The organism is Pseudomonas fluorescens, from assembly GCF_002837185.1.
GTDB lineage: Bacteria > Pseudomonadota > Gammaproteobacteria > Pseudomonadales > Pseudomonadaceae > Aquipseudomonas > Aquipseudomonas fluorescens_AM.
Genome location: NZ_KZ477994.1, coordinates 99,049 through 118,331, shown reverse-complemented (window position 1 = coordinate 118,331; position 19,283 = coordinate 99,049). Strand labels below are relative to the sequence as shown.

Annotated in this window: 18 protein-coding genes; 6 read left to right on the top strand and 12 right to left on the bottom strand. The window is 61.9% G+C overall.

What is annotated here, in order from left to right; translation table 11 throughout:
• Window positions 1-9 precede the first annotated feature (9 nt).
• Genes pqqC through pqqE form a run of 3 tightly spaced genes read left to right on the top strand, consistent with a single transcriptional unit; the run spans window position 10 to window position 2,157 of the window.
• Window positions 10-762 (top strand): pyrroloquinoline-quinone synthase PqqC, encoded by a 753-nt coding sequence (gene pqqC, locus CIB54_RS12050; RefSeq protein ID WP_057723649.1) that lies wholly within the window; start codon window positions 10-12, stop codon window positions 760-762.
• Window positions 759-1,034, top strand: coding sequence for a pyrroloquinoline quinone biosynthesis peptide chaperone PqqD (pqqD, locus tag CIB54_RS12045; protein ID WP_065950933.1), 276 nt, complete (start codon window positions 759-761; stop codon window positions 1,032-1,034). Before pqqC ends, pqqD begins: the two co-directional genes overlap by 4 nt.
• Window positions 976-2,157, top strand: a complete 1,182-nt coding sequence (gene pqqE / locus CIB54_RS12040; protein ID WP_065950934.1) for a pyrroloquinoline quinone biosynthesis protein PqqE — start codon at window positions 976-978, stop codon at window positions 2,155-2,157. The genes pqqD and pqqE overlap by 59 nt, the downstream gene beginning before the upstream one ends.
• Before the next feature lie 5 nt (window positions 2,158-2,162).
• Here the strand turns inward: pqqE and CIB54_RS12035 are convergent, their stop codons facing one another.
• Window positions 2,163-2,321 carry a YqaE/Pmp3 family membrane protein gene (locus CIB54_RS12035; RefSeq protein WP_003194776.1) on the bottom strand — a complete coding sequence of 53 codons (159 nt, stop codon included), beginning with the start codon at window positions 2,319-2,321 and terminating at the stop codon, window positions 2,163-2,165.
• Window positions 2,322-2,502: 181 nt separating this feature from the next.
• Entirely contained in the window at window positions 2,503-3,765 is a 1,263-nt protein-coding gene (locus CIB54_RS12030; RefSeq protein ID WP_101219894.1) for an aspartate aminotransferase family protein, read from the bottom strand.
• Window positions 3,766-3,974: 209 nt separating this feature from the next.
• On the opposite strand from CIB54_RS12030, the gene CIB54_RS12025 reads away from it, so the two are divergent.
• On the top strand, window positions 3,975-4,874 hold the full coding sequence (locus CIB54_RS12025) for a LysR family transcriptional regulator (RefSeq protein ID WP_065885481.1): 900 nt from the start codon (window positions 3,975-3,977) through the stop codon (window positions 4,872-4,874).
• Window positions 4,875-5,100: 226 nt separating this feature from the next.
• Here the strand turns inward: CIB54_RS12025 and CIB54_RS12020 are convergent, their stop codons facing one another.
• The 10 genes from CIB54_RS12020 to bioB form a co-directional block, all read right to left on the bottom strand.
• Window positions 5,101-6,879: an acyl-CoA dehydrogenase C-terminal domain-containing protein gene (locus CIB54_RS12020; RefSeq protein ID WP_101219893.1), complete on the bottom strand. Its 1,779-nt coding sequence runs from the start codon at window positions 6,877-6,879 to the stop codon at window positions 5,101-5,103.
• 146 nt (window positions 6,880-7,025) lie between these two features.
• Window positions 7,026-8,795, bottom strand: a complete 1,770-nt coding sequence (locus CIB54_RS12015) for an acyl-CoA dehydrogenase C-terminal domain-containing protein (protein WP_101219892.1) — start codon at window positions 8,793-8,795, stop codon at window positions 7,026-7,028.
• 90 nt (window positions 8,796-8,885) lie between these two features.
• Entirely contained in the window at window positions 8,886-10,175 is a 1,290-nt protein-coding gene (locus CIB54_RS12010; RefSeq protein ID WP_065950938.1) for a GGDEF domain-containing protein, read from the bottom strand.
• Between the two features lie 341 nt (window positions 10,176-10,516).
• The gene (locus CIB54_RS12005; RefSeq protein ID WP_101219891.1) at window positions 10,517-12,322 is read right to left on the bottom strand and encodes a phenylacyl-CoA dehydrogenase; all 1,806 of its coding nucleotides are present in this window, start codon (window positions 12,320-12,322) and stop codon (window positions 10,517-10,519) included.
• A gap of 336 nt (window positions 12,323-12,658) precedes the next feature.
• Entirely contained in the window at window positions 12,659-12,940 is a 282-nt protein-coding gene (locus tag CIB54_RS12000) for a pyrroloquinoline quinone biosynthesis protein PqqE (RefSeq protein WP_065950940.1), read from the bottom strand.
• Between the two features lie 106 nt (window positions 12,941-13,046).
• Complete coding sequence (gene bioD, locus CIB54_RS11995) at window positions 13,047-13,727, bottom strand: dethiobiotin synthase (RefSeq protein ID WP_101219890.1); 681 nt, start codon at window positions 13,725-13,727, stop codon at window positions 13,047-13,049.
• Entirely contained in the window at window positions 13,724-14,536 is an 813-nt protein-coding gene (gene bioC / locus CIB54_RS11990; RefSeq protein ID WP_101219889.1) for a malonyl-ACP O-methyltransferase BioC, read from the bottom strand. The genes bioD and bioC overlap by 4 nt, the downstream gene beginning before the upstream one ends.
• Window positions 14,529-15,260, bottom strand: coding sequence for an alpha/beta fold hydrolase (locus CIB54_RS11985; RefSeq protein WP_101219888.1), 732 nt, complete (start codon window positions 15,258-15,260; stop codon window positions 14,529-14,531). Before CIB54_RS11985 ends, bioC begins: the two co-directional genes overlap by 8 nt.
• Entirely contained in the window at window positions 15,253-16,434 is a 1,182-nt protein-coding gene (gene bioF, locus CIB54_RS11980) for an 8-amino-7-oxononanoate synthase (RefSeq protein WP_065950944.1), read from the bottom strand. The genes CIB54_RS11985 and bioF overlap by 8 nt, the downstream gene beginning before the upstream one ends.
• An 83-nt stretch (window positions 16,435-16,517) precedes the next feature.
• Window positions 16,518-17,576, bottom strand: a complete 1,059-nt coding sequence (bioB, locus tag CIB54_RS11975; RefSeq protein ID WP_101219887.1) for a biotin synthase BioB — start codon at window positions 17,574-17,576, stop codon at window positions 16,518-16,520.
• 92 nt (window positions 17,577-17,668) lie between these two features.
• Here bioB and CIB54_RS11970 point away from each other — a divergent pair, with 92 nt between their 5' ends.
• Both CIB54_RS11970 and CIB54_RS11965 read left to right on the top strand, forming a co-directional pair.
• Window positions 17,669-18,406: a ComF family protein gene (locus CIB54_RS11970; protein ID WP_101219886.1), complete on the top strand. Its 738-nt coding sequence runs from the start codon at window positions 17,669-17,671 to the stop codon at window positions 18,404-18,406.
• A gap of 57 nt (window positions 18,407-18,463) precedes the next feature.
• Window positions 18,464-19,228 (top strand): TOBE domain-containing protein, encoded by a 765-nt coding sequence (locus CIB54_RS11965; RefSeq protein ID WP_101219885.1) that lies wholly within the window; start codon window positions 18,464-18,466, stop codon window positions 19,226-19,228.
• Window positions 19,229-19,283 lie beyond the last annotated feature (55 nt).

The following is a 19,283-nucleotide window of genomic DNA, read 5'->3' as shown; positions in this document are numbered from 1 at the left end:
AGACCGCAAATGACTGATACACCGATGACCCCTGAAGCATTCGAACAGGCCCTGCGCGCCAAAGGCGCCTTCTACCACATCCACCACCCGTACCACGTGGCGATGTACGAAGGCCGCGCCACCCGCGAGCAGATCCAGGGCTGGGTCGCCAACCGCTTCTACTATCAGGTGAACATTCCGCTGAAGGACGCTGCGATCCTGGCCAACTGCCCGGACCGGGAAATCCGTCGCGAATGGATCCAGCGCCTGCTCGACCACGATGGCGCGCCCGGAGAAGACGGCGGCATCGAAGCCTGGCTGCGCCTGGGCCAGGCCGTTGGCCTCGACCCCGACCAACTGCGCTCCCAGGAACTGGTACTGCCCGGCGTGCGCTTTGCGGTAGACGCCTACGTCAACTTCGCCCGCCGCGCCAGTTGGCAAGAGGCCGCCAGCAGCTCGTTGACCGAACTGTTCGCGCCGCAGATCCACCAGTCGCGCCTCGACAGTTGGCCGCAGCATTACCCGTGGATCGACCCGGCCGGCTACGAATACTTCCGCACCCGGTTGGGCCAGGCCCGTCGCGATGTGGAACACGGATTGGCGATCACCCTGCAGCACTACACCACCCGTGAAGGCCAGGAGCGCATGCTGGAAATTCTCCAGTTCAAACTGGACATCCTGTGGAGCATGCTCGACGCCATGAGCATGGCCTACGAACTGAACCGCCCGCCGTACCACAGCGTGACCGCAGAGCGGGTCTGGCATAAAGGGATCACCCTATGAGTTTTGATCGCAGCAAAAAACCGACCTGGCGCCCGGGTTATCGCTATCAGTACGAGCCCGCACAGAAAGGCCATGTGCTGCTTTACCCGGAAGGCATGATCAAGCTCAACGACAGCGCCGCGCTGATTGGTGGCCTGATTGACGGCGAGCGCGACGTGGCCGCCATCATCGCCGAGCTGAACCAGCAATTCCCCGGCGTGCCGGAACTCGGTGATGACATCGAGCAATTCATGGAGGTCGCCCGTGCCGAGCACTGGATCACCCTTGCCTGAAAAACCCGCTATCGGCCTGCCGCTGTGGCTGCTCGCCGAGCTGACCTACCGCTGCCCGCTGCAGTGCCCGTATTGTTCCAACCCGCTGGATTTTGCCGAGCAGGGCAAGGAGCTGAGCACCGAACAGTGGGTCAAGGTATTTCGCGAGGCCCGCGAGATGGGCGCCGCGCAGCTTGGGTTTTCCGGCGGTGAACCGCTGGTGCGCCAGGACCTGGCCGAGCTGATCTTTGAAGCACGCAAGCTGGGGTTCTACACCAACCTGATCACCTCAGGCATCGGCCTGACCGAACAGAAGATCAGCGACTTTAAAAAGGCCGGCCTGGACCATATCCAGATCAGCTTCCAGGCCAGCGACGAACAGGTCAACAACCTGCTGGCCGGCTCGAAAAAGGCCTTCGCGCAAAAGCTGGAAATGGCCCGCGCGGTGAAGGCGCACGGCTACCCGATGGTGCTGAACTTTGTCACCCATCGGCACAATATCGACAAGATCGACCGCATCATCGAGCTGTGTATTGCGCTTGAGGCAGACTTTGTTGAACTCGCCACTTGCCAGTTCTACGGCTGGGCGCAGCTCAATCGTGTGGGCTTGTTGCCGACACGGGAACAACTGGTGCGCGCCGAACGCATCACCAACGAATACCGCGCCAGGCTCGAAGCCGAGGGCCATCCGTGCAAGTTGATTTTCGTGACGCCGGATTACTACGAAGAACGCCCGAAAGCCTGCATGAATGGCTGGGGCAGTATTTTTCTGACAGTCACGCCAGACGGCACCGCCCTGCCCTGCCACGGTGCCCGACAGATGCCGGTGCAATTTCCCAACGTGCGCGACCACAGCATGCAGCACATCTGGTACGACTCGTTCGGTTTCAACCGTTTTCGCGGCTACGACTGGATGCCCGAGCCATGCCGTTCATGCGATGAGAAGGAAAAGGACTTCGGCGGCTGCCGTTGCCAGGCGTTCATGCTCACCGGGGATGCGAGCAACGCCGACCCGGTGTGCAGCAAGTCCGAGCAGCACGGCATCATCCTGCAAGCGCGGGAAGAAGCCGAACATGCCACCCAGACCATTGAACAACTGGCGTTTCGCAATGAGCGTAATTCACGCCTCATCGCAAAAGGCTGAGGGTCTCAGCGCTTGGCGATGATGTACACGGCGTGAATGATGCCGGGGAAGTAACCGCACAGGGTCAGCAGGATGTTCAGCCAGAATGCGCCGCCGAATCCTACTTGCAGGAACACACCCAGTGGCGGTAGCAGAATGGCGATGATGATACGAATGATGTCCATGGGGCAGCTCCAGAAAATCGGCTCGTGTGAGCCGTGTAGCTAATCGACATTGGCGCTTCGTGAGGGTTCAGTGGTTTCTGGCATTGGGCCATCCTTTAAGGAGCACGCAAAAAAACGCCCCCAGCCAAAAGAATCAGACTGGAGGCGCCGCGTATCCCGCGAGACGGTTCAGGAAATGGGGTCAGACGGCAATGCCCTTGCGGCATTGCAGTTGGGCGGTGCGTACCCGAGAGAAGGCACGGGCCAGGCGCAGGAGCATTTCGTCAATGTGGTTCTTGCTGACGTTTAGGGCGGGGGTGAAACGCAAACAATCCGGCTGCGCAGCGGTGAGGATCAAGCCCTCGTGCAGCGCGGCCTTTACCACGGCAGCCGCGCAATCGTGCGACAGTGTCAGGCCCCACATCAGTCCGTTGCCGCGCAACTGCCCGTGCTCGTAACGGTAGGCCAGGCGAGTAAGGCCTTCTGCCAGGTAGAGGCCGGATTCGCGTACCTGTTCGAAAAAACCGCTGGTCAATACGGCATTGAGTACCGCACTTCCCGCTGCCGCCATCAGCGCGTTGCCGTGATGGGTACCGTCCAGCTCGCCCGTTTCGAAGCAACAGGCTGTGCCACGCGCCAGCAACGCCGCCAGCGGCACACCACCGCCCAGGCCTTTGCCGAGGGTAATGACGTCGGCACGGACGCCATATTGCTGCTCGGCGAGCAGACTGCCGCAGCGGCCGATCCCGGTTTGCACTTCGTCGAGAATCAGCAGGATGCCCAGTTCGCGGCACAGACGTTCAACGCCTTTGAGGTAGTGTTCGGTCGCCGGGATGACACCGGCGGCGCTTTGGATCGGCTCCAGCATGATGGCGACAGTGTGCGCATCGACGGCGGCGTGCAGAGCCGGCAGATCGTTGAAGGGGACATGACTGAAACCCGGCAATTGCGGCTCGAAACGGTTTTCGCAGGCAGCCGCCGAAGCCGCCATCGCGGCGAAACTATGGCCGTGGCAGCCGTTGCTCACCGTAATGATGTGATAAGCGCCGCCGCGATGCAGTTGGCCCCATTTGCGCGCCAGTTTGATCGCGGCTTCACAGGCCTGTGCACCACTGTTGAGCAGGTAGGCCTGATCGCTGCCGGTGTGATGGCACAGGCGATCAACCAGGTCGAGCTGCGCCCGGTTGTACAAGCCCATGCCCGGGTTGATCACGGTTTGCATCTGTTCGGTGATGGCGTCGCGCACCGCTTGCGGGCTGTGACCGAGGCTGTTGGCGCCGCCGCCCTGGCTGAAATCCAGGTAGGCACGGCCGTCACTGTCCGAGAGCCAGGCGCCTTGACCCTGGACGAAAACCTCGGATGGACGCGCAACCGTGGGCATCAGGCATTGGCTGCAAAAATCATGATGCGGAGCATGAAGGACCAGGTCGTCAAGGCTCGGCGCGGGGCGCCGGAACAGATTCACAGTTGCGCCCCGATAGCAACCGCACCTGAGTAGGTACTGGGTAGCAACAGTGCACCGAGGTATTTTGCCTTGCCTATGTAAACGCCATTACCAAAAACGTTATTCATTGCCCGATTCGGCCCTGTAAGCCCTGCGAATAGCCGCTAGACTAGGCGGCTCGGAGGCCAACGGCCATTTCGTTTTTCCAGCTTTTTCGATAAGCAAATCTTATGGATTTCAAGCAACTGCGTTATTTCGTCGCGGTGTATGAGGAAGGCCATGTAGGCCGTGCCGCGGAGCGTCTGTCGATCTCCCAGCCGGCCTTGTCGCAGCAGGTTCGCCAACTGGAGCAGAACCTCGACGTGAGCCTGTTCGAACGCAGCAGCAAGCGCCTGCTCCCCACCCTGGCCGCGCACACGCTGTACAACCACGCCTTGCCCCTGATCGACGGCATGCAGCAAGCCGTGGAGGCGTTGCGTAACTTCAAGGGCCAGGCGATGCGCACCTTGGCCATCGGTGTGCTGCAAACCGTGCACACCAGCCTGGTGCCGCAAATGCTGGAACGGGTGCGCAAGGCCCAGCCCCACCTGGTCGTGCAGATCTACGAATTGACCGGGCTTGAGATCGAGCGGCGGCTGCTCAACGGCTCGCTGGACATCGGTATCAGCTACCTGCCACCACGCCAACCCGGCCTGCATGGCGTGTTGTTGTACGAGGATGAATTGAAGGTGGTCATCCCTGAGCAACATCCCTTGCGGGAATTCAAGAAGGTCTCACTGAAACAGGCAGCGGAGTTGCCGATGTTGCTGCTGGGGGAGGAATTCCAGGTACGGCAGATCTGGCAGGGTCAGTTGGCCAACCTGGGCCGACGCCCGCAGGTGCAGGCCGAGCTCAATACCATGGCGGGGATTCTCGACAGCCTGCCTCATACCCAGTTGGCCACTGTGTTGCCGGGGCGTTCCCAGGACGAACACAACAGCCAGTCGCTGCTGTGGAAACCCTTGAGCGAACCCAGGGTGCCGTTGAAAGTCGGTTTGGTGTGCCGTGACGTGCAGCGCCAGCAAGCGACGGTGGCGTTGCTGCGCACGTTGCTCGAAGACGTGATGAATGCCCCGCAGGCAGGCGCCTGACTTTTTCGCGGGCAAAAGAAAACCCCGCCGAAGCGGGGCTTTGCAGACTGTTTCCCTGACATCCATTTCACTCCGCCATCCTGGCAGAATCCTACGTGTCCGTGTTGTTGCTTTGCGCTTCCTGCGCGACGTCCATGTGAAGTAGATTATCCGTGGATCCAATCTGGCGATAGAGGACGATTAGCAGCACGTCATGTAAGAGATTGCTTACACGCACGCCTCGCCCCTAGAACAGTGCTTCATCCATCAGGAACAGCGATTCGCTACCGGCTTTCACCGACGCGCTCAACGAGTGAATACGCGGCAACAGGCGCGCAAAGTAGAAGCGCGCCGTGCCCAGCTTACTGGCATAGAAATCGTCTTCGGTCTCTTTGCCCAACGCGGCCTTGGCCATGCGTGCCCACATATAGGCATACGCCATGTAACCAAACGCGTGCAGGTATTCCACCGATGCCGCGCCGATTTCATTCGGGTTGGTCCTGGCACGGTCCAGCACCCAGGCGGTCAATTCATCCAGGTTGTCCACCGCCGCGCCGAGCGGGCGGGTGAACTCGCCCAGTTGCGCGCCGGCACTGGCGATGAACTGGCGGATCTCATCGGCGAACAAGGTATAGAACGCGCCACCGCTGCCGACGATCTTGCGCCCCATCAAATCCAGCGCCTGAATACCATTGGTGCCTTCGTAGATCTGGGTGATGCGCACATCACGCACCAATTGCTCCTGGCCCCACTCGCGAATGTAGCCGTGGCCACCAAACACTTGCTGGCCGAGCACGGTGGTTTCCAGGCCCAGGTCGCTGAGAAACGCCTTGGCGACCGGCGTCAGCAACGCCACCAGATTGTCGGCGCGCTCACGGGCGGCAGCGTCTTCGCTGAACTTGGCGATGTCCAACTGCGTGGCCACGTAGGTGGAGAACGCACGACCGCCCTCGTTCGCCGCCTTCATGGTCAGCAGCATGCGGCGCACGTCCGGGTGCACGATGATCGGATCGGCTGGTTTGTCCCTGGCTTGTGCGCCCAATGGCGAACGGCTCTGCAGCCGGTCGCGGGCATATTCAATCGCGTTCTGATAGGAGCGCTCACCGGAAGCGAGGCCCTGGATACCCACCCCCAGGCGCTCGTAGTTCATCATGGTGAACATCGCCGCCAAGCCACGGTTGGGCTCACCGACGAGGTAGCCAACGGCTTCGTCGAAGTTCATCACGCATGTCGCGGAGGCCTGGATGCCCATCTTGTGCTCGATCGAGCCGCAGGTCACCGGGTTGCGTGCGCCAAGGCTGCCGTCGACGTTCACCATGAACTTGGGGACCAGGAACAGCGAGATGCCTTTGGGACCCGCCGGTGCATCAGGAAGCTTGGCCAGCACCAGGTGGATGATGTTTTCGGTCAGGTCGTGTTCACCGCCGGTAATGAAAATCTTGGTGCCGCTGACTTTGTAGGAACCATCCGCTTGCGGCTCGGCCTTGGTGCGAATCATGCCCAGGTCGGTACCGGCATGGGCTTCGGTCAGGCACATGGAACCGGCCCATTCGCCGGAATACATCTTCGGCAGGTAGGTGGCCTTGAGTTCGTCGCTGGCGTGGGTATTGATCGACACACAAGCGCCCGAGGTCAACATCGGGTACAGGCCGAACGCCAGGCTGGACGAGTTGATCATCTCCTCGACTTGCGCCGACACCGCCTTGGGCATGCCCATGCCGCCATACACCGGGTCGCCGCCGACACCCACCCAGCCGCCTTCGGCATAGGTCGCGTAAGCCTGCACAAAACCGTCCGGCGTGATGACAGCACCGTCCACCCAATGGCAGCCTTGCTCATCGCCAGCACGGCTTAACGGCGCGATGGATTTGGCGGTGACCTTGCCGGCCTCTTCGAGGATGGCTTCAACGGTTTCGGCGTCAACCGTGTCTGCCAGGGCAGGCAACTGCGCCCAGGTGGTGGCGACGTCAAAAACTTCGTTGAGGACGAAGCGCATATCACGCAACGGCGCTTTGTAATCAGCCATGGCAAACCTCGTGAGAACGTGAAAAGTGATTCGATAGGATCGGTTTTACAGGCTCCGAGTGTACCCGAACAACTTTTAAGACACATAGGGTCCGTTCGTGACCGACAAGTATTTACAAGTCACGAACGATCCTGTTGCCCGCACATCTACAGGGAAAACGCCTGCGCCGGCAAGCTCATCAGGCATTCGCTGCCCGCCTCCACTGCTGCCCGGTGCATCGTGGTGCGCGGCAACAGGCGTTTGAAATAAAAGTCACACGTCGCCCGCTTGGCCTGGGCAAACCCTGGGTCGTCGTGCGCCTGAGCCGCAATCGCCATGCGCAACCACAGGTAGGCGAGGATGATGTATCCGCTGTACATCAGGTAGTCCATGGCCGCCGCTCCCACTTCGTCGGGATTGCTCATCGCGGCCGTGCCGACCTTCAGCGTCAGCTCACCCCATTGCTGGTTCAACTGGTCGAGTTGCTCGACATGGGCCTTGAATTGCGCATGCTCGGCATTGGCGGCGCAGAACTTATGCACGATTCTGGTAAAGCCGCGCAGCAACTTGCCCTGGCTGCCCAGCACCTTGCGCCCCAGCAGATCGAGCGCCTGGATACCGTTGGTGCCTTCGTAGATCGGCGCAATGCGCGCATCACGGGCCAGTTGCTCCATGCCCCACTCGCGAATATAGCCATGGCCACCGAACACCTGCATACCGTGGTTGGTCACCTCCAGCCCGGTTTCGGTCATGAAGGCTTTGCAGATCGGTGTGAGGAAGGCCAACAAGTCTTCGGCCTCCTGGCGCTGGCCGGCGTCGCTGCTCAGGTGCGCGGTGTCGAGCAACTGGGCAGTGAAGTAGGTCAGCGCACGATTGCCTTCGTTGAAGGCTTTCATGGTCAGCAACATGCGACGTACATCGGCATGCACGATAATCGGGTCGGCGGCTTTTTCCGGGGCCTTGGCGCCGGTCAACGAGCGCATTTGCAGGCGCTCGCCGGCGTATTTGATCGCGCCCTGGAAGCTTGCCTCGCCATTGCACAACCCCTGCATCCCGGTGCCCAGGCGCGCGTGGTTCATCATGGTGAACATGCAGTTGAGGCCTTTGTTGGCCTCGCCAATCAGGAAGCCCTTGGCGCCGTCGAAGTTCAGTACGCAGGTGGCCGAGGCCTTGATGCCCATCTTGTGCTCGATGGAGCCGCAGTGCACGGCGTTGCGTTCACCGGAGTCGGCATGGAACTTGGGCACGATGAACAGCGAGATGCCCTTGGTCCCCGCCGGTGCATCCGGCAGCTTGGCCAGCACCAGATGGATGATATTGGCACTCATGTCGTGCTCACCGGCCGAGATGAAGATCTTGCTGCCGGTGAGCGCATAACTGCCATCGGCCTGGGGAACGGCGCGGGTTTTGATCAAGCCCAGGTCGGTGCCGCAGTGGGCTTCGGTCAGGCACATGGTGCCGGTCCACTCGCCGGCGGTGAGTTTGTGCAGGTACGTGGCTTTCTGTTCGTCGGTGCCGTGGGCGTGGATCGCCGACATTGCACCGTGGGTCAGGCCCGGGTACATGCCCCAGGACGTATTACTGGAGCCGATCATCTCGCTCAGCACCAGCCCGAGGGACTGCGGCAAACCCTGGCCGCCGTAGGCCGGGTCCGCCGCCACGCCGTGCCAGCCGCCTTCCACGTACTGGGCGAAAGCCTGCTTGAAGCCCTTGGGCGTGGTCACGACGCCATTGTCGAAATGGCAGCCCTCCTCATCGCCGCTGCGATTGAGCGGCGCGAGTACGTTTTCGCAGAACTTCGCGCCTTCTTCGAGAATTGCACTGACCATGTCGGGGCTGGCGTCCGTCGCGCCCAGGGCCGCGTAGTGGCCATGAAAATCGAACACGTTGTCGATCAGAAAGCGCATGTCGCGCAGGGGAGCTTTGTACTCAGGCATGGCAGTGTCTCCGGCGGCAGATGATCCCAACCTACTGCCGGCCAACGCCGCAAACAATCACTGTAGCGCTGCTGAATACAGCGCCATTACTCAACCGGCAGCGCTTTCCATGCGCACGGCACCGCGACGGTTCTGCCCGGCCGCGATCACGCAGTTGCGCCCGGCGCCCTTGGCGGCATAGAGCGCCTGATCGGCGCACTTGAGCACTTCTTCAGGACTACGCTGCTCGGCCTGGCGCTCGGCCACGCCGATGCTGACCGTCACCGACACACTGGACGCACCGCTGGCGGCCCGACGCTGGCGACCTTGATGGTCGTCATTGGGGCGGTCCGGGTTGCGCAACTTGATCGCATAGTTGGCAATGATTTCGCGGATCTCCTCCAGGTGCGGCAGGCATTCATCCAGGCTCTTGCCGGCAAACACCACGGCGAACTCTTCACCGCCGTAACGGTAGGCGCGCCCGCCGCCGCTGACCTTGGACAGCTTGCTCGCCACCAGGCGCAACACCTGGTCGCCCACGTCATGGCCGTGGGTGTCGTTGAAACGTTTGAAGTGGTCCACGTCGCTCATCGCCAACACATAGTTGCGCCCCAGCCGCTGCATGCGTTCGTTGAGGGCGCGGCGGCCCGGCAAGCCGGTCAGCTCATCGCGAAAGGCCATTTGATACGCCTCATGCGCCACACCGGCAGCGATCATCAGCATCACCTGGCTGCACATGATGTTGAGCGTAAACGGCAGGATGAAGGTTTGCGGCAGCATCCAGAACATCCCCAGCAACCCCACCAGTTGCGCGGCGTGCAACGGGCGCGGCTGATACCAGTACTGGGCGGCCAGGGTGATAAAGCCAATCAGAAACATCGGGTATGCAAGCTGGATCAGGCTCATCCAGGCGCCATGCAGCGCCGGCCAGCGGATCTCGGCCAACCAGTCCAGCACCCCTTGTGGGTAGCTTTGCTCCAGGGCCAGCGCCACGCTGCCGACGGCCAATAGCACCGCGCAGCGTGCGACGAAGTCACGGAACAGGTGGGTCTTTTCCTGCCACAGCGCGTACACGCTGAACAGCAACGGCAGCAGCAGGCAGCACAGGTGAAACACCACGGCCGCGTCTTCGCGCACGCGGCCATTGTCGCGGTAGAAATCGGTCTGGGTGTCCAGCAGAAAATACGTGATGTACACCGTGATCATCAGGAACAGCTCACGCTGGCGCCGATACACCGTGCAGTACGCTCCGCCGAGCAACAGCACCAGGGTCGGCAGCACGTTGAACAGCGAGGTGAAGAAAACGTTGAGGTCCTTGAGGTAGGCAGCCGAAAGCCCAGCCAGCAACAGCAGCAAAGAGGGAAGGAAATGACTGAAGCGCACAGCGGACACGCGTGACAAGGGTAGAACTCCGACCCGCAAAAAGTAATGGCATGGTGCTACTACGCAGCCAGTTAAACACAACCCGTCCGACCTGTATCACATTGCCATCACTGTAACGGCACGCTTCATTAAACCCTTAGTGTCAGCGCGCATTTTTCGGATCGACTGAAACCGCATTTGGGAGGGGGCTTGCTCCCGATGGCGGTGGGTCAGTCAAATAGCTATCGACTGACAGGCCGCTATCGGGAGCAAGCCTCCTCCCACATTGAGCGCATTTCAATGCTTGGCCAGCGGCTTTCGCACGGGCAAAAAAAAACCGCTTCCCCGAAAGGAAGCGGTTTTTCTGAACCCGGTAAGGCTTAGTAAGCCAGGCCGAAGTCTTCTTCTTTCATGTCCATCAGGTTATTGGCGCCCGACAGCATGGTCGCAACATGAGTGCGGGTACGCGGCAGGATGCGCTGGAAGTAGAAGCGCGCGGTCTGCAGCTTGGCGGTGTAGAACGCCTCTTCGCTGGTACCGGCGGCCAGTTTTTCGGCGGCCAGGCGTGCCATGTCGGCCCAGAAGTAAGCCAGGCACGCGTAACCGGAGTACATCAGGTAGTCCACCGAGGCGGCACCGACTTCTTCACGGTCTTTCATCGCGGCCATGCCGACCTTCATGGTCAACTCGCCCCACTCTTTGTTCAACGCCGCCAGCGGTGCAACGAATTCCTTGACGGCGTCGTTGCCTTCGTTGGCCTGGCAGAACTTGTGCACGATTTTGGTGAAGCCCTTGAGCGCTTCGCCCTGGGTCATCAGTACCTTGCGGCCGAGCAGGTCGAGGGCCTGGATGCCGGTGGTGCCTTCGTACAGCATCGAAATGCGGCTGTCGCGAACGTTCTGCTCCATGCCCCACTCGGCGATGAACCCGTGACCGCCGTAGATCTGTACGCCGTGGTTGGCGGACTCGAAACCAACTTCAGTCATGAACGCCTTGGCGATCGGAGTCATGAAGGCCAGCAGGCCGTCGGCCTGTTTCTTGGCTTCGTCATCGGTGCCGTACTTGACGATGTCCACTTGCTTGGCGGTGAAGTACACCATCGCACGGTTGCCTTCGGCGAAGGCTTTCATGGTCAACAGCATGCGGCGCACGTCAGGGTGCACGATGATCGGGTCGGCGGCTTTTTCCGGCGCTTTCGGGCCGGTCAGGGAACGCATTTGCAGGCGGTCACGCGCATATTTCAGGCCACCCTGGAAACCGATCTCGGCGTGGGCCAGGCCTTGCAGCGCGGTCCCCAGGCGAGCGGTGTTCATGAAGGTGAACATGCAGTTCAGGCCTTTGTTCGCCGGGCCGATCAGGTAACCGGTGGCCGCGTCGAAGTTCATCACGCAGGTGGCGTTGCCGTGGATGCCCATCTTGTGCTCCAGGGAGCCACAGGTCACCGCGTTGCGCTCGCCCACCGAACCATCGGCGTTGGGCAGGAATTTAGGCACGATAAACAACGAGATGCCTTTGGTGCCGGCCGGTGCATCCGGCAGGCGCGCCAGCACGATGTGGACAATATTATCGGCCATGTCGTGCTCACCGGCCGAGATGAAGATCTTGGTGCCGGACACTTTGTAGGAACCGTCAGCCTGAGGTTCGGCCTTGGTGCGCAGCATGCCCAGGTCGGTGCCGCAGTGCGGCTCGGTCAGGCACATGGTGCCGGTCCACTCGCCCGACACCAGCTTGGTCAGGTAGGCCTCTTGCTGCTCCGGCGTGCCGTGCTCGGAAATAGTGTTCATCGCACCGTGGGACAGGCCTGGGTACATGCCCCACGACCAGTTGGCTTCGCCGACCATTTCACTCACGGCAAGGCCCAGGGACTCCGGCAGGCCTTGGCCGCCGTGCTCCACGTCATGGGCCAGGCTTGGCCAGCCGCCTTCGACGAACTGTTTGTAGGCTTCTTTGAAACCAGCAGGGGTTTTAACGCCTGACTCGCTCCAGGTACACCCTTCGATGTCACCCACGCGGTTCAGCGGCGCCAGCACTTGCTCACAGAACTTGGCGCCTTCTTCGAGAATGGCGTCAACCATGTCCGGAGTAGCGTCCTGGCAAGCCGGCAGGCTCTGATAGTGCGCTTCATAACCGAGCAGTTCGTCACGAACGAAGCGAATATCACGCAAGGGGGCCTTGTAGTCAGGCATAGCGATAAACCTCTGCTGATGTATCTGGGATGAACAACCGCATGGATGAGTCAGGGCGGTCAAACAGGTGTTTGAAACATACGTTTACGACCTGGGGTTGTCAAGCGTCGGCCCGCTGCCGTTTGTCTTGATGCGGATCAATGGCGCGCACGGCAAAGCCTGTGGCGTGGTGCCACATGATTAAGAGAAGTGTAGGAGTCCAGCGCGAGGGCACAAAACACATGTGGGAGGGGGCTTGCTCCCGATGGCGGCAGGTCAGCTATGAATAAGCTGGCTGATGGACCGCTATCGGGGGCAAGCCCCCTCCCACATTGTGCAGTGCATTCAGCGTGAGAATCAGGCGTAGGTATCGATCAGCGTACCGAGCATTTCGTCCGAAGCCTTGGCGACTTTCGCGCCAAGCTCCACTTGAAACTTGCCCTGGGCCATTTCGACCATATTGCTCGCCGAATTGGACGCCTGAGCGCGATCGTTGGCTTGCAGACGGTCGCTTTGCGCGGCCGATGGCTGGGACGTCGCGGCGCTGGCGATCTTCCCAGCGGCCTGGTCGACACGGTTCTGCCCGGCCTGGATGGTGCTCAGGCCCGAATAAAACGCGCTGCTTCCAGAGATTTCCATGGCGTAAGCCTGCCTTTAGAGAATCGTGAGAGCCAATTGAACCAGACATCCTGGTGAAAGGCCCGTTAAAAACACTAATGGCACATTGCCTTAGCGATAGCCAAAATCAGTCAAGCAGGTCCATTTCCAGGTAAGCGGCCACCGCGGCTGCCCCGGCATGCTTGAGTTTCGGTACCCGTCCAAGGCAAGGCGCCGGTAAACGCTCGGCCAGGGTGGCGAGGTTCTCTTCCAGACGAGAGGTCTTCGGGTCGATGATATTGGCCACCCAACCGGCCAGCGGTAATCCATCGCGCGCGATCGCTTCGGCGGTGAGCAGCGCATGGCTGATACACCCCAGACGCACCCCCACCACCAGGATCACCGGTAACTTGAGCGCAATGGCCAGGTCCGACAGGTTGGCTTGATCGGCCAGCGGCACGCGCCACCCCCCTGCGCCTTCGATCAACGTGAAGTCCGCTTTGTGCTCGAGCATCCGCTGCATCGGCTGGAGCAGCGCTTGCACCGTCAGCGCAACGCCCGCCTCACGTGCCGCCAGATGCGGCGCAATCGCAGGTTCAAACGCCACCGGGTTGACCTCGGCATAGGTCAACGGCAACGAACATTCGGCTAGCAGTGCCAGGGCATCGGCGTTACGCAAGCCCTTGGGCGTGATCTGGCAGCCGGAGGCCACGGGTTTTCCCGCCGCCGTGGTTTTACCCGCCTGGCGCGCGGCATGCAGCAGGCCGGCGGCGATGGTGGTCTTGCCCACGTCGGTGTCGGTGCCGGTGATGAAATAAGCGGCGTTCATAGTGGTTTCTCCAGTACGGCGTACACCACCTGGTACGTAGCGGGCAAGCCCTGGACCTGACGGAGCTGTTCGTAAGCCTGGACCAGTGCCGCAACCCGCGCGCGGCCGGTCAACCCTCCCGGGCGACCGGGGTTGAGGTTATGTGCGCCCAGGGCTTTCAGCTCATGGGTCAGGCTGCGCACGTCCGGGTAATGCAGGACATGGGGCCGCCGCTCCAGGCTCGTCACCCGAAAACCGCTGGCTGCGCACAGTTGCTGATAAGCCTCGAAGGTGCGGAAACGGTTGACGTGAACCCAGCCATCCGCCGCGCGCCAGCTCTCGCGCAGCTCATCCAGCGTGCCCACGCACAGGCTGGCAAAGGCCAGCACGCCGCCCGGTTGCAGCACGCGAAGGGCTTCACTGAGGACTGCGTCGAAGTTCGCACACCACTGCACCGCCAGGCTGGAAAAAATCAGCGCAAAGCTTTCAGCCTTCAGCGGCAAGCGTTCCGCATCACCGGCGATGAAGTGCTGCGCGCCGCCTGAAGGCCGCGCATGGTTGAGCATGCCTTCGGCAATATCCAGCGCGGTGCCTTGGCTGGCAGGTAGCCGCTCAGCCAGTGCGCGGCTGAAATAGCCCGTGCCGCAGCCCAGATCGAGCCAGCGTTGTGGCGCGAGTCCCGCCGGTAATTGCGCGAGCAGGGCATGGCCCACCGCTCGCTGCAACTCGGCCACGCTGTCATAACTGGCCGCAGCCCGGGAGAACGACGCGGCCACCTGGCGCTTGTCGGGCAAGGCGCCCGGCAGGTGGGGATGGGATAGATCAGTCATCGACGCACTCATGCAAAAAAGCCTGGATGGCCCCCGCTACACCGTGGGGGTCCTCCAGAAGAAAAGCGTGACCGGCCTGTTCAATCAGGCCGATTTCCACATCGGGCAGCAGCGCCAGCAAGTCACTGGCGGCTTCGGCGGGCACCAGCCCATCCTGACCGGCAAACAGGTGCAGTTGCGGCCCGCGAAAGGCCTGCAACGCGGCGCGGGTGTCCAATTGGGCAAGCAATTCCAGGCCGGGCATCAACACGCTGGGCGAGGTGTTCGGTGCCCCACTGACCAACAGACGCGAGAGCCCGCGCGGGTCGGCCGCGCCCTTGGCGCACAACAGGCCAAAGCGCTTGAGGGTGACCTGGGAGTCGGCGTGGCAGCCGGCGAGGAACGCGTCGAATGTGTCGGCAGGCATGGCCTGCGGCCAAGCATCATGGGCGACAAAACACGGATTGCTCGCCAGGGTGAGCAACCCGCAGCAACGCTCCGCGCGTCGTGCCGCCAGCTCCGAGGCGAGCATGCCGCCCAGGGACCAGCCGCCGAGCCAGGCATTGTCCGGCAGCGTGGCATCCAGTTCGTCGAGCCATTCGGTCAAATCGCTGGAGTCCAGGGCCGGCAACGGTTCGATCTGCACGTGCAAGTGTTCATTCAAGCCGTGCAACGCCGCGGCCAGCGGTTCCAGCGGCGATACACCCAGGCCCCAGCCGGGCAGCAATACCAGTCGATCACGCATGCTCGGGCTCCATGGTGTTTAACAACCGGAAACACGCTTGCAATGCGTTTAACAATAGCTGCACCTGCGCTGCGCTGTGGGCCGCCGTCAACGTCACGCGCAAACGGGCGCTGCCGGCGGGCACGGTGGGGGGACGGATCGCGGTCACCATCAGCCCGCGCTCGCGCAGCATCTGCGACAGGCGCAAGGCTCGCGCGCTGTCGCCCATCAGGATCGGCTGGATCGGCGTAAAACTGTCCATCAACTTAAGGCCGATCTGCTCGGCGCCCTGGCGGAACTGACGGATCAACCCGTTGAGGTGCTCGCGGCGCCAATGCTCGGTGCGCAGCAGCTCCAGGCTTTTGAGGGTGGCGCACGCCAGCGCCGGCGGCTGGCTGGTGGTATAGATGTACGGCCGGGCGAATTGAATCAGGCTTTCGATCAGTTCTTCACTGCCCGCCACAAAGGCACCGGCGGTGCCGAACGCTTTACCAAGGGTGCCGACCAATACCGGCACATCTTCCTGGCTCAAGCCAAAATGCTCGACGATGCCCGCGCCGTTGGCCCCCAGCGGGCCGAAACCGTGGGCGTCATCGACCATCAACCAGGCACCTCTGGCTTTGGTTTCACGGGCCAGCGCCGGCAAATCGGCGAGGTCGCCGTCCATGCTGAATACGCCATCGGTCACCACCAGAGTGTTACCGGTGGCTTTCTCCAGGCGCTTGGCCAGGCTGGCGGCGTCGTTATGCAGGTAACGGGTGAAACGTGCCCCGGACAGCAAACCGGCATCCAGCAACGACGCATGGTTCAGACGATCTTCCAGCACGGTGTCGCCCTGCCCCACCAAGGCGGTGACCGCGCCGAGGTTGGCCATGTAGCCGGTGGTAAACAGCAATGCACGCGGGCGCCCGGTCAGGTCGGCCAGGGCTTCTTCCAGCGCGTGGTGCGGCGTGGCATGCCCCACCACCAGGTGCGACGCGCCACCGCCCACGCCCCAGCGGGACGCACCGGCGCGCCAGGCCTCGATCACCTGCGGATGGTTGGCCAGGCCCAGGTAGTCATTGTTACAAAACGCCAGGAGCGGCTTGCCGTCCACCACCACTTCCGGGCCCTGGGGGCTCTGCAGCAAGGGGCGTTGACGGTAAAGGTGTTCGGCACGGCGGGCAGCGAGGCGCGCGGCGAGATCGAAAGACATGCAGGCCTCGATTCAGCAGGGTGTTCGCGGTTCAAAAGGTGGGAGGGGGCTTGCCCCCCTCCCACCTTTGGAATGCATTTCAATCAAACGGCGGCGGCGTTGTAAAACTGCTCGCTGCTCTTGTGCTCCACCAACGCCTGTTCAATGGCAGCCTGGTGCACTTCATCGGCATGCTCTTCCCGCGCCTCCGGCAGGATCCCGAGGCGCGAGAACAGTTGCATGTCCTTGTCCGCCTGCGGGTTGGCGGTGGTCAGCAGCTTGTCGCCGTAGAAGATCGAGTTGGCACCGGCAAAGAACGCCAGGGCCTGCATCTGCTCGTTCATCGCCTCGCGGCCGGCCGACAGGCGCACATGGGATTGCGGCATCAGGATGCGCGCCACCGCCAGCATGCGGATGAAGTCGAACGGGTCGATGTCCTCGGCGTTTTCCAACGGCGTACCGGCCACCTTGACCAGCATGTTGATCGGCACCGACTCCGGATGCTCCGGCAGGTTGGCCAATTGAATCAGCAGGTTGGCGCGGTCATCCAGGGACTCACCCATGCCGAGAATACCGCCGGAGCAGATCTTCATCCCCGAATCACGCACATAGGCCAGGGTTTGCAGGCGTTCGCTGTAGGTGCGCGTGGTGATGATCGAACCGTAGAATTCCGGCGAGGTATCGAGGTTGTGGTTGTAATAGTCGAGGCCGGCCTGGGCCAACGCGACGGTCTGGTCCTGATCGAGACGGCCGAGGGTCATGCAGGTTTCCAGGCCCATGGCCTTCACGCCTTTGACCATTTCCAGCACGTACGGCATGTCTTTGGCCGATGGATGTTTCCAGGCGGCGCCCATGCAGAAACGCGTCGAGCCGATGGCCTTGGCGCGCGCAGCCTCTTCGAGGACCTTTTGCACCTCCATCAGCTTTTCTTTTTCCAGGCCGGTGTTGTAGTGACCCGACTGCGGACAATATTTGCAATCTTCCGGGCAGGCGCCGGTTTTGATCGACAGCAGGGTGGACACCTGCACGCGGTTGGCGTCGAAATGCGCACGGTGCACGGTCTGCGCCTGGAACAGCAGGTCATTGAACGGCTGCACGAACAGGGCTTTGACTTCGGCCAAAGACCAATCGTGACGCAGGGTGGCAGAGGTGCTGGCGCTCATGGGTGATTCCTTGATTATGCTTTGACTAACGCTGCGGGAGGGGCAATACCCACAGGCACGACACGGATGCTCGGCATATTTAAGGAAGATTCATGCACTGTCAACCAACCCACAAACACCAGGTTTACATCTGGTTAAAAAGCGTACAATCCTGTTTGATCTGCGATGAGCGCGCCGAAAGCGCCGATTGCGTCTGCAACGCCTGCGAGACCGAGCTGCCGTGGCTGATGGAGTGCTGTGAAGTCTGCGCCCTGCCCTTGCCCATGGACGGATTGGTGTGCGGCCAATGCCAGACACATCCGCCCGCGTATAAACACGTGATTGCGCCCTGGACCTACAGCTTCCCGGTGGACAGCCTGATCAGCCGGTTCAAGCATCAGGCGCGCTGGCCGTTGGGGCACCTGCTGGGACGCTTGCTCGGGCGGCTGTTGCAGCATCGGTTCGAGAATGCCGAACTCACCCGCCCCGATTGCCTGCTGCCGGTGCCGATGCCCCCCAAACGTCTGCGCCAGCGTGGCTATAACCAGGCCGTGATGCTGGCGCGCTGGCTCAGCACCGACCTGGACATCCCCTGCGATGAACACCTGTTGCTGCGTCCCCAGGAAACCATCGCGCAACAAGACCTCGACGCCAAAACGCGCAAACGCAACCTGCTCGACGCCTTCGCCCTGGCACCCGGCGCCCGGGTGCAGGGTCGCCACCTGGCGTTGGTGGACGACGTGCTGACCACCGGCGCCACCGCCCACAGCCTGGCGCGGTTATTGATGAAGGCCGGCGCGCGCCAGGTCGATGTGTATTGCCTGGCCCGCACGCCCAAACCCGGCACGTGACTTGACTCCCGGACCGCCGGGCGGCAACGTCCGCTCATTCCAGCCAGGCGTCATCCCATGTCACTGCCCTCGCCGCTCAGCCAGCACATCATCCGCCGCCCTCAGCGCATCGCGTTGCTGGCGCATATCGCCGAGCAGGGCTCCCTCACCCGTGCCGCCAAAAGTGCCGGCTTGAGCTACAAAGCCACATGGGACGCCATCGATGAACTGAACAACCTGGCGCAAACGCCGCTGGTGGAGCGCAGCGTCGGCGGCAAAGGCGGTGGCGGCGCCAGGCTGACGAGCGAAGGTGAACGCGTGCTGCGCCTATATCAGCGCCTGCAAGCCTTGCAAGCCGAGGTACTTGCAACAGACGAAGCAGCCCGCGACTTCAATCTGCTGGGCCGCCTGATGCTGCGCACCAGTGCGCGCAATCAACTGCACGGCCAGGTCAGCGCCATCGAGCGCCATGGGCGCAATGACAGGGTGCGCCTGGAACTGGCGGGTGGCCTGTATCTGGATGCACATATCACGCACGACAGCACGCAACGGCTGGAGCTGGAGCCCGGCGTGGAAGTGGTCGCCCTGATCAAGGCCGGCTGGCTGGAATTATTGGCCATCGGGCAAACCGCAACACTTGGACACAATTGCTTGAGCGGTGTGATTGAGACGATTCTCGACGCTGAAGACGGCCCCAGCGAAGTCCGAATCGGCCTGCCAAGCGGTCAGGTGCTATGTGCCCTGGCGCAGCCCGCCGCACTGAGCGCACTCAACGCCGCGCCTGGCCAGCCGGTCCAGGTGCAATTCGCCCCCGGCCAGGTATTGCTTGGCACGCCGGTGTAGCCGGCACCCGCCATCAAACTGCAACAATTTCGTCACGCCCGCTCCTTAAGGTGTC

What these genes read in the sequence shown, in the direction of transcription:
- pqqC (WP_057723649.1), top strand. Translation starts at nt 10, where the DNA reads ATGACTGATACACCGATGACCCCTGAAGCATTCGAACAGGCCCTGCGC.
- pqqD (WP_065950933.1), top strand. Translation starts at nt 759, where the DNA reads ATGAGTTTTGATCGCAGCAAAAAACCGACCTGGCGCCCGGGTTATCGC.
- pqqE (WP_065950934.1), top strand. Translation starts at nt 976, where the DNA reads ATGACATCGAGCAATTCATGGAGGTCGCCCGTGCCGAGCACTGGATCA.
- CIB54_RS12035 (WP_003194776.1), bottom strand. Translation starts at nt 2,321, where the DNA reads ATGGACATCATTCGTATCATCATCGCCATTCTGCTACCGCCACTGGGT.
- CIB54_RS12025 (WP_065885481.1), top strand. Translation starts at nt 3,975, where the DNA reads ATGGATTTCAAGCAACTGCGTTATTTCGTCGCGGTGTATGAGGAAGGC.
- CIB54_RS12020 (WP_101219893.1), bottom strand. Translation starts at nt 6,879, where the DNA reads ATGGCTGATTACAAAGCGCCGTTGCGTGATATGCGCTTCGTCCTCAAC.
- CIB54_RS12015 (WP_101219892.1), bottom strand. Translation starts at nt 8,795, where the DNA reads ATGCCTGAGTACAAAGCTCCCCTGCGCGACATGCGCTTTCTGATCGAC.
- CIB54_RS12005 (WP_101219891.1), bottom strand. Translation starts at nt 12,322, where the DNA reads ATGCCTGACTACAAGGCCCCCTTGCGTGATATTCGCTTCGTTCGTGAC.
- CIB54_RS12000 (WP_065950940.1), bottom strand. Translation starts at nt 12,940, where the DNA reads ATGGAAATCTCTGGAAGCAGCGCGTTTTATTCGGGCCTGAGCACCATC.
- bioD (WP_101219890.1), bottom strand. Translation starts at nt 13,727, where the DNA reads ATGAACGCCGCTTATTTCATCACCGGCACCGACACCGACGTGGGCAAG.
- bioC (WP_101219889.1), bottom strand. Translation starts at nt 14,536, where the DNA reads ATGACTGATCTATCCCATCCCCACCTGCCGGGCGCCTTGCCCGACAAG.
- CIB54_RS11985 (WP_101219888.1), bottom strand. Translation starts at nt 15,260, where the DNA reads ATGCGTGATCGACTGGTATTGCTGCCCGGCTGGGGCCTGGGTGTATCG.
- bioF (WP_065950944.1), bottom strand. Translation starts at nt 16,434, where the DNA reads ATGTCTTTCGATCTCGCCGCGCGCCTCGCTGCCCGCCGTGCCGAACAC.
- bioB (WP_101219887.1), bottom strand. Translation starts at nt 17,576, where the DNA reads ATGAGCGCCAGCACCTCTGCCACCCTGCGTCACGATTGGTCTTTGGCC.
- CIB54_RS11970 (WP_101219886.1), top strand. Translation starts at nt 17,669, where the DNA reads ATGCACTGTCAACCAACCCACAAACACCAGGTTTACATCTGGTTAAAA.
- CIB54_RS11965 (WP_101219885.1), top strand. Translation starts at nt 18,464, where the DNA reads ATGTCACTGCCCTCGCCGCTCAGCCAGCACATCATCCGCCGCCCTCAG.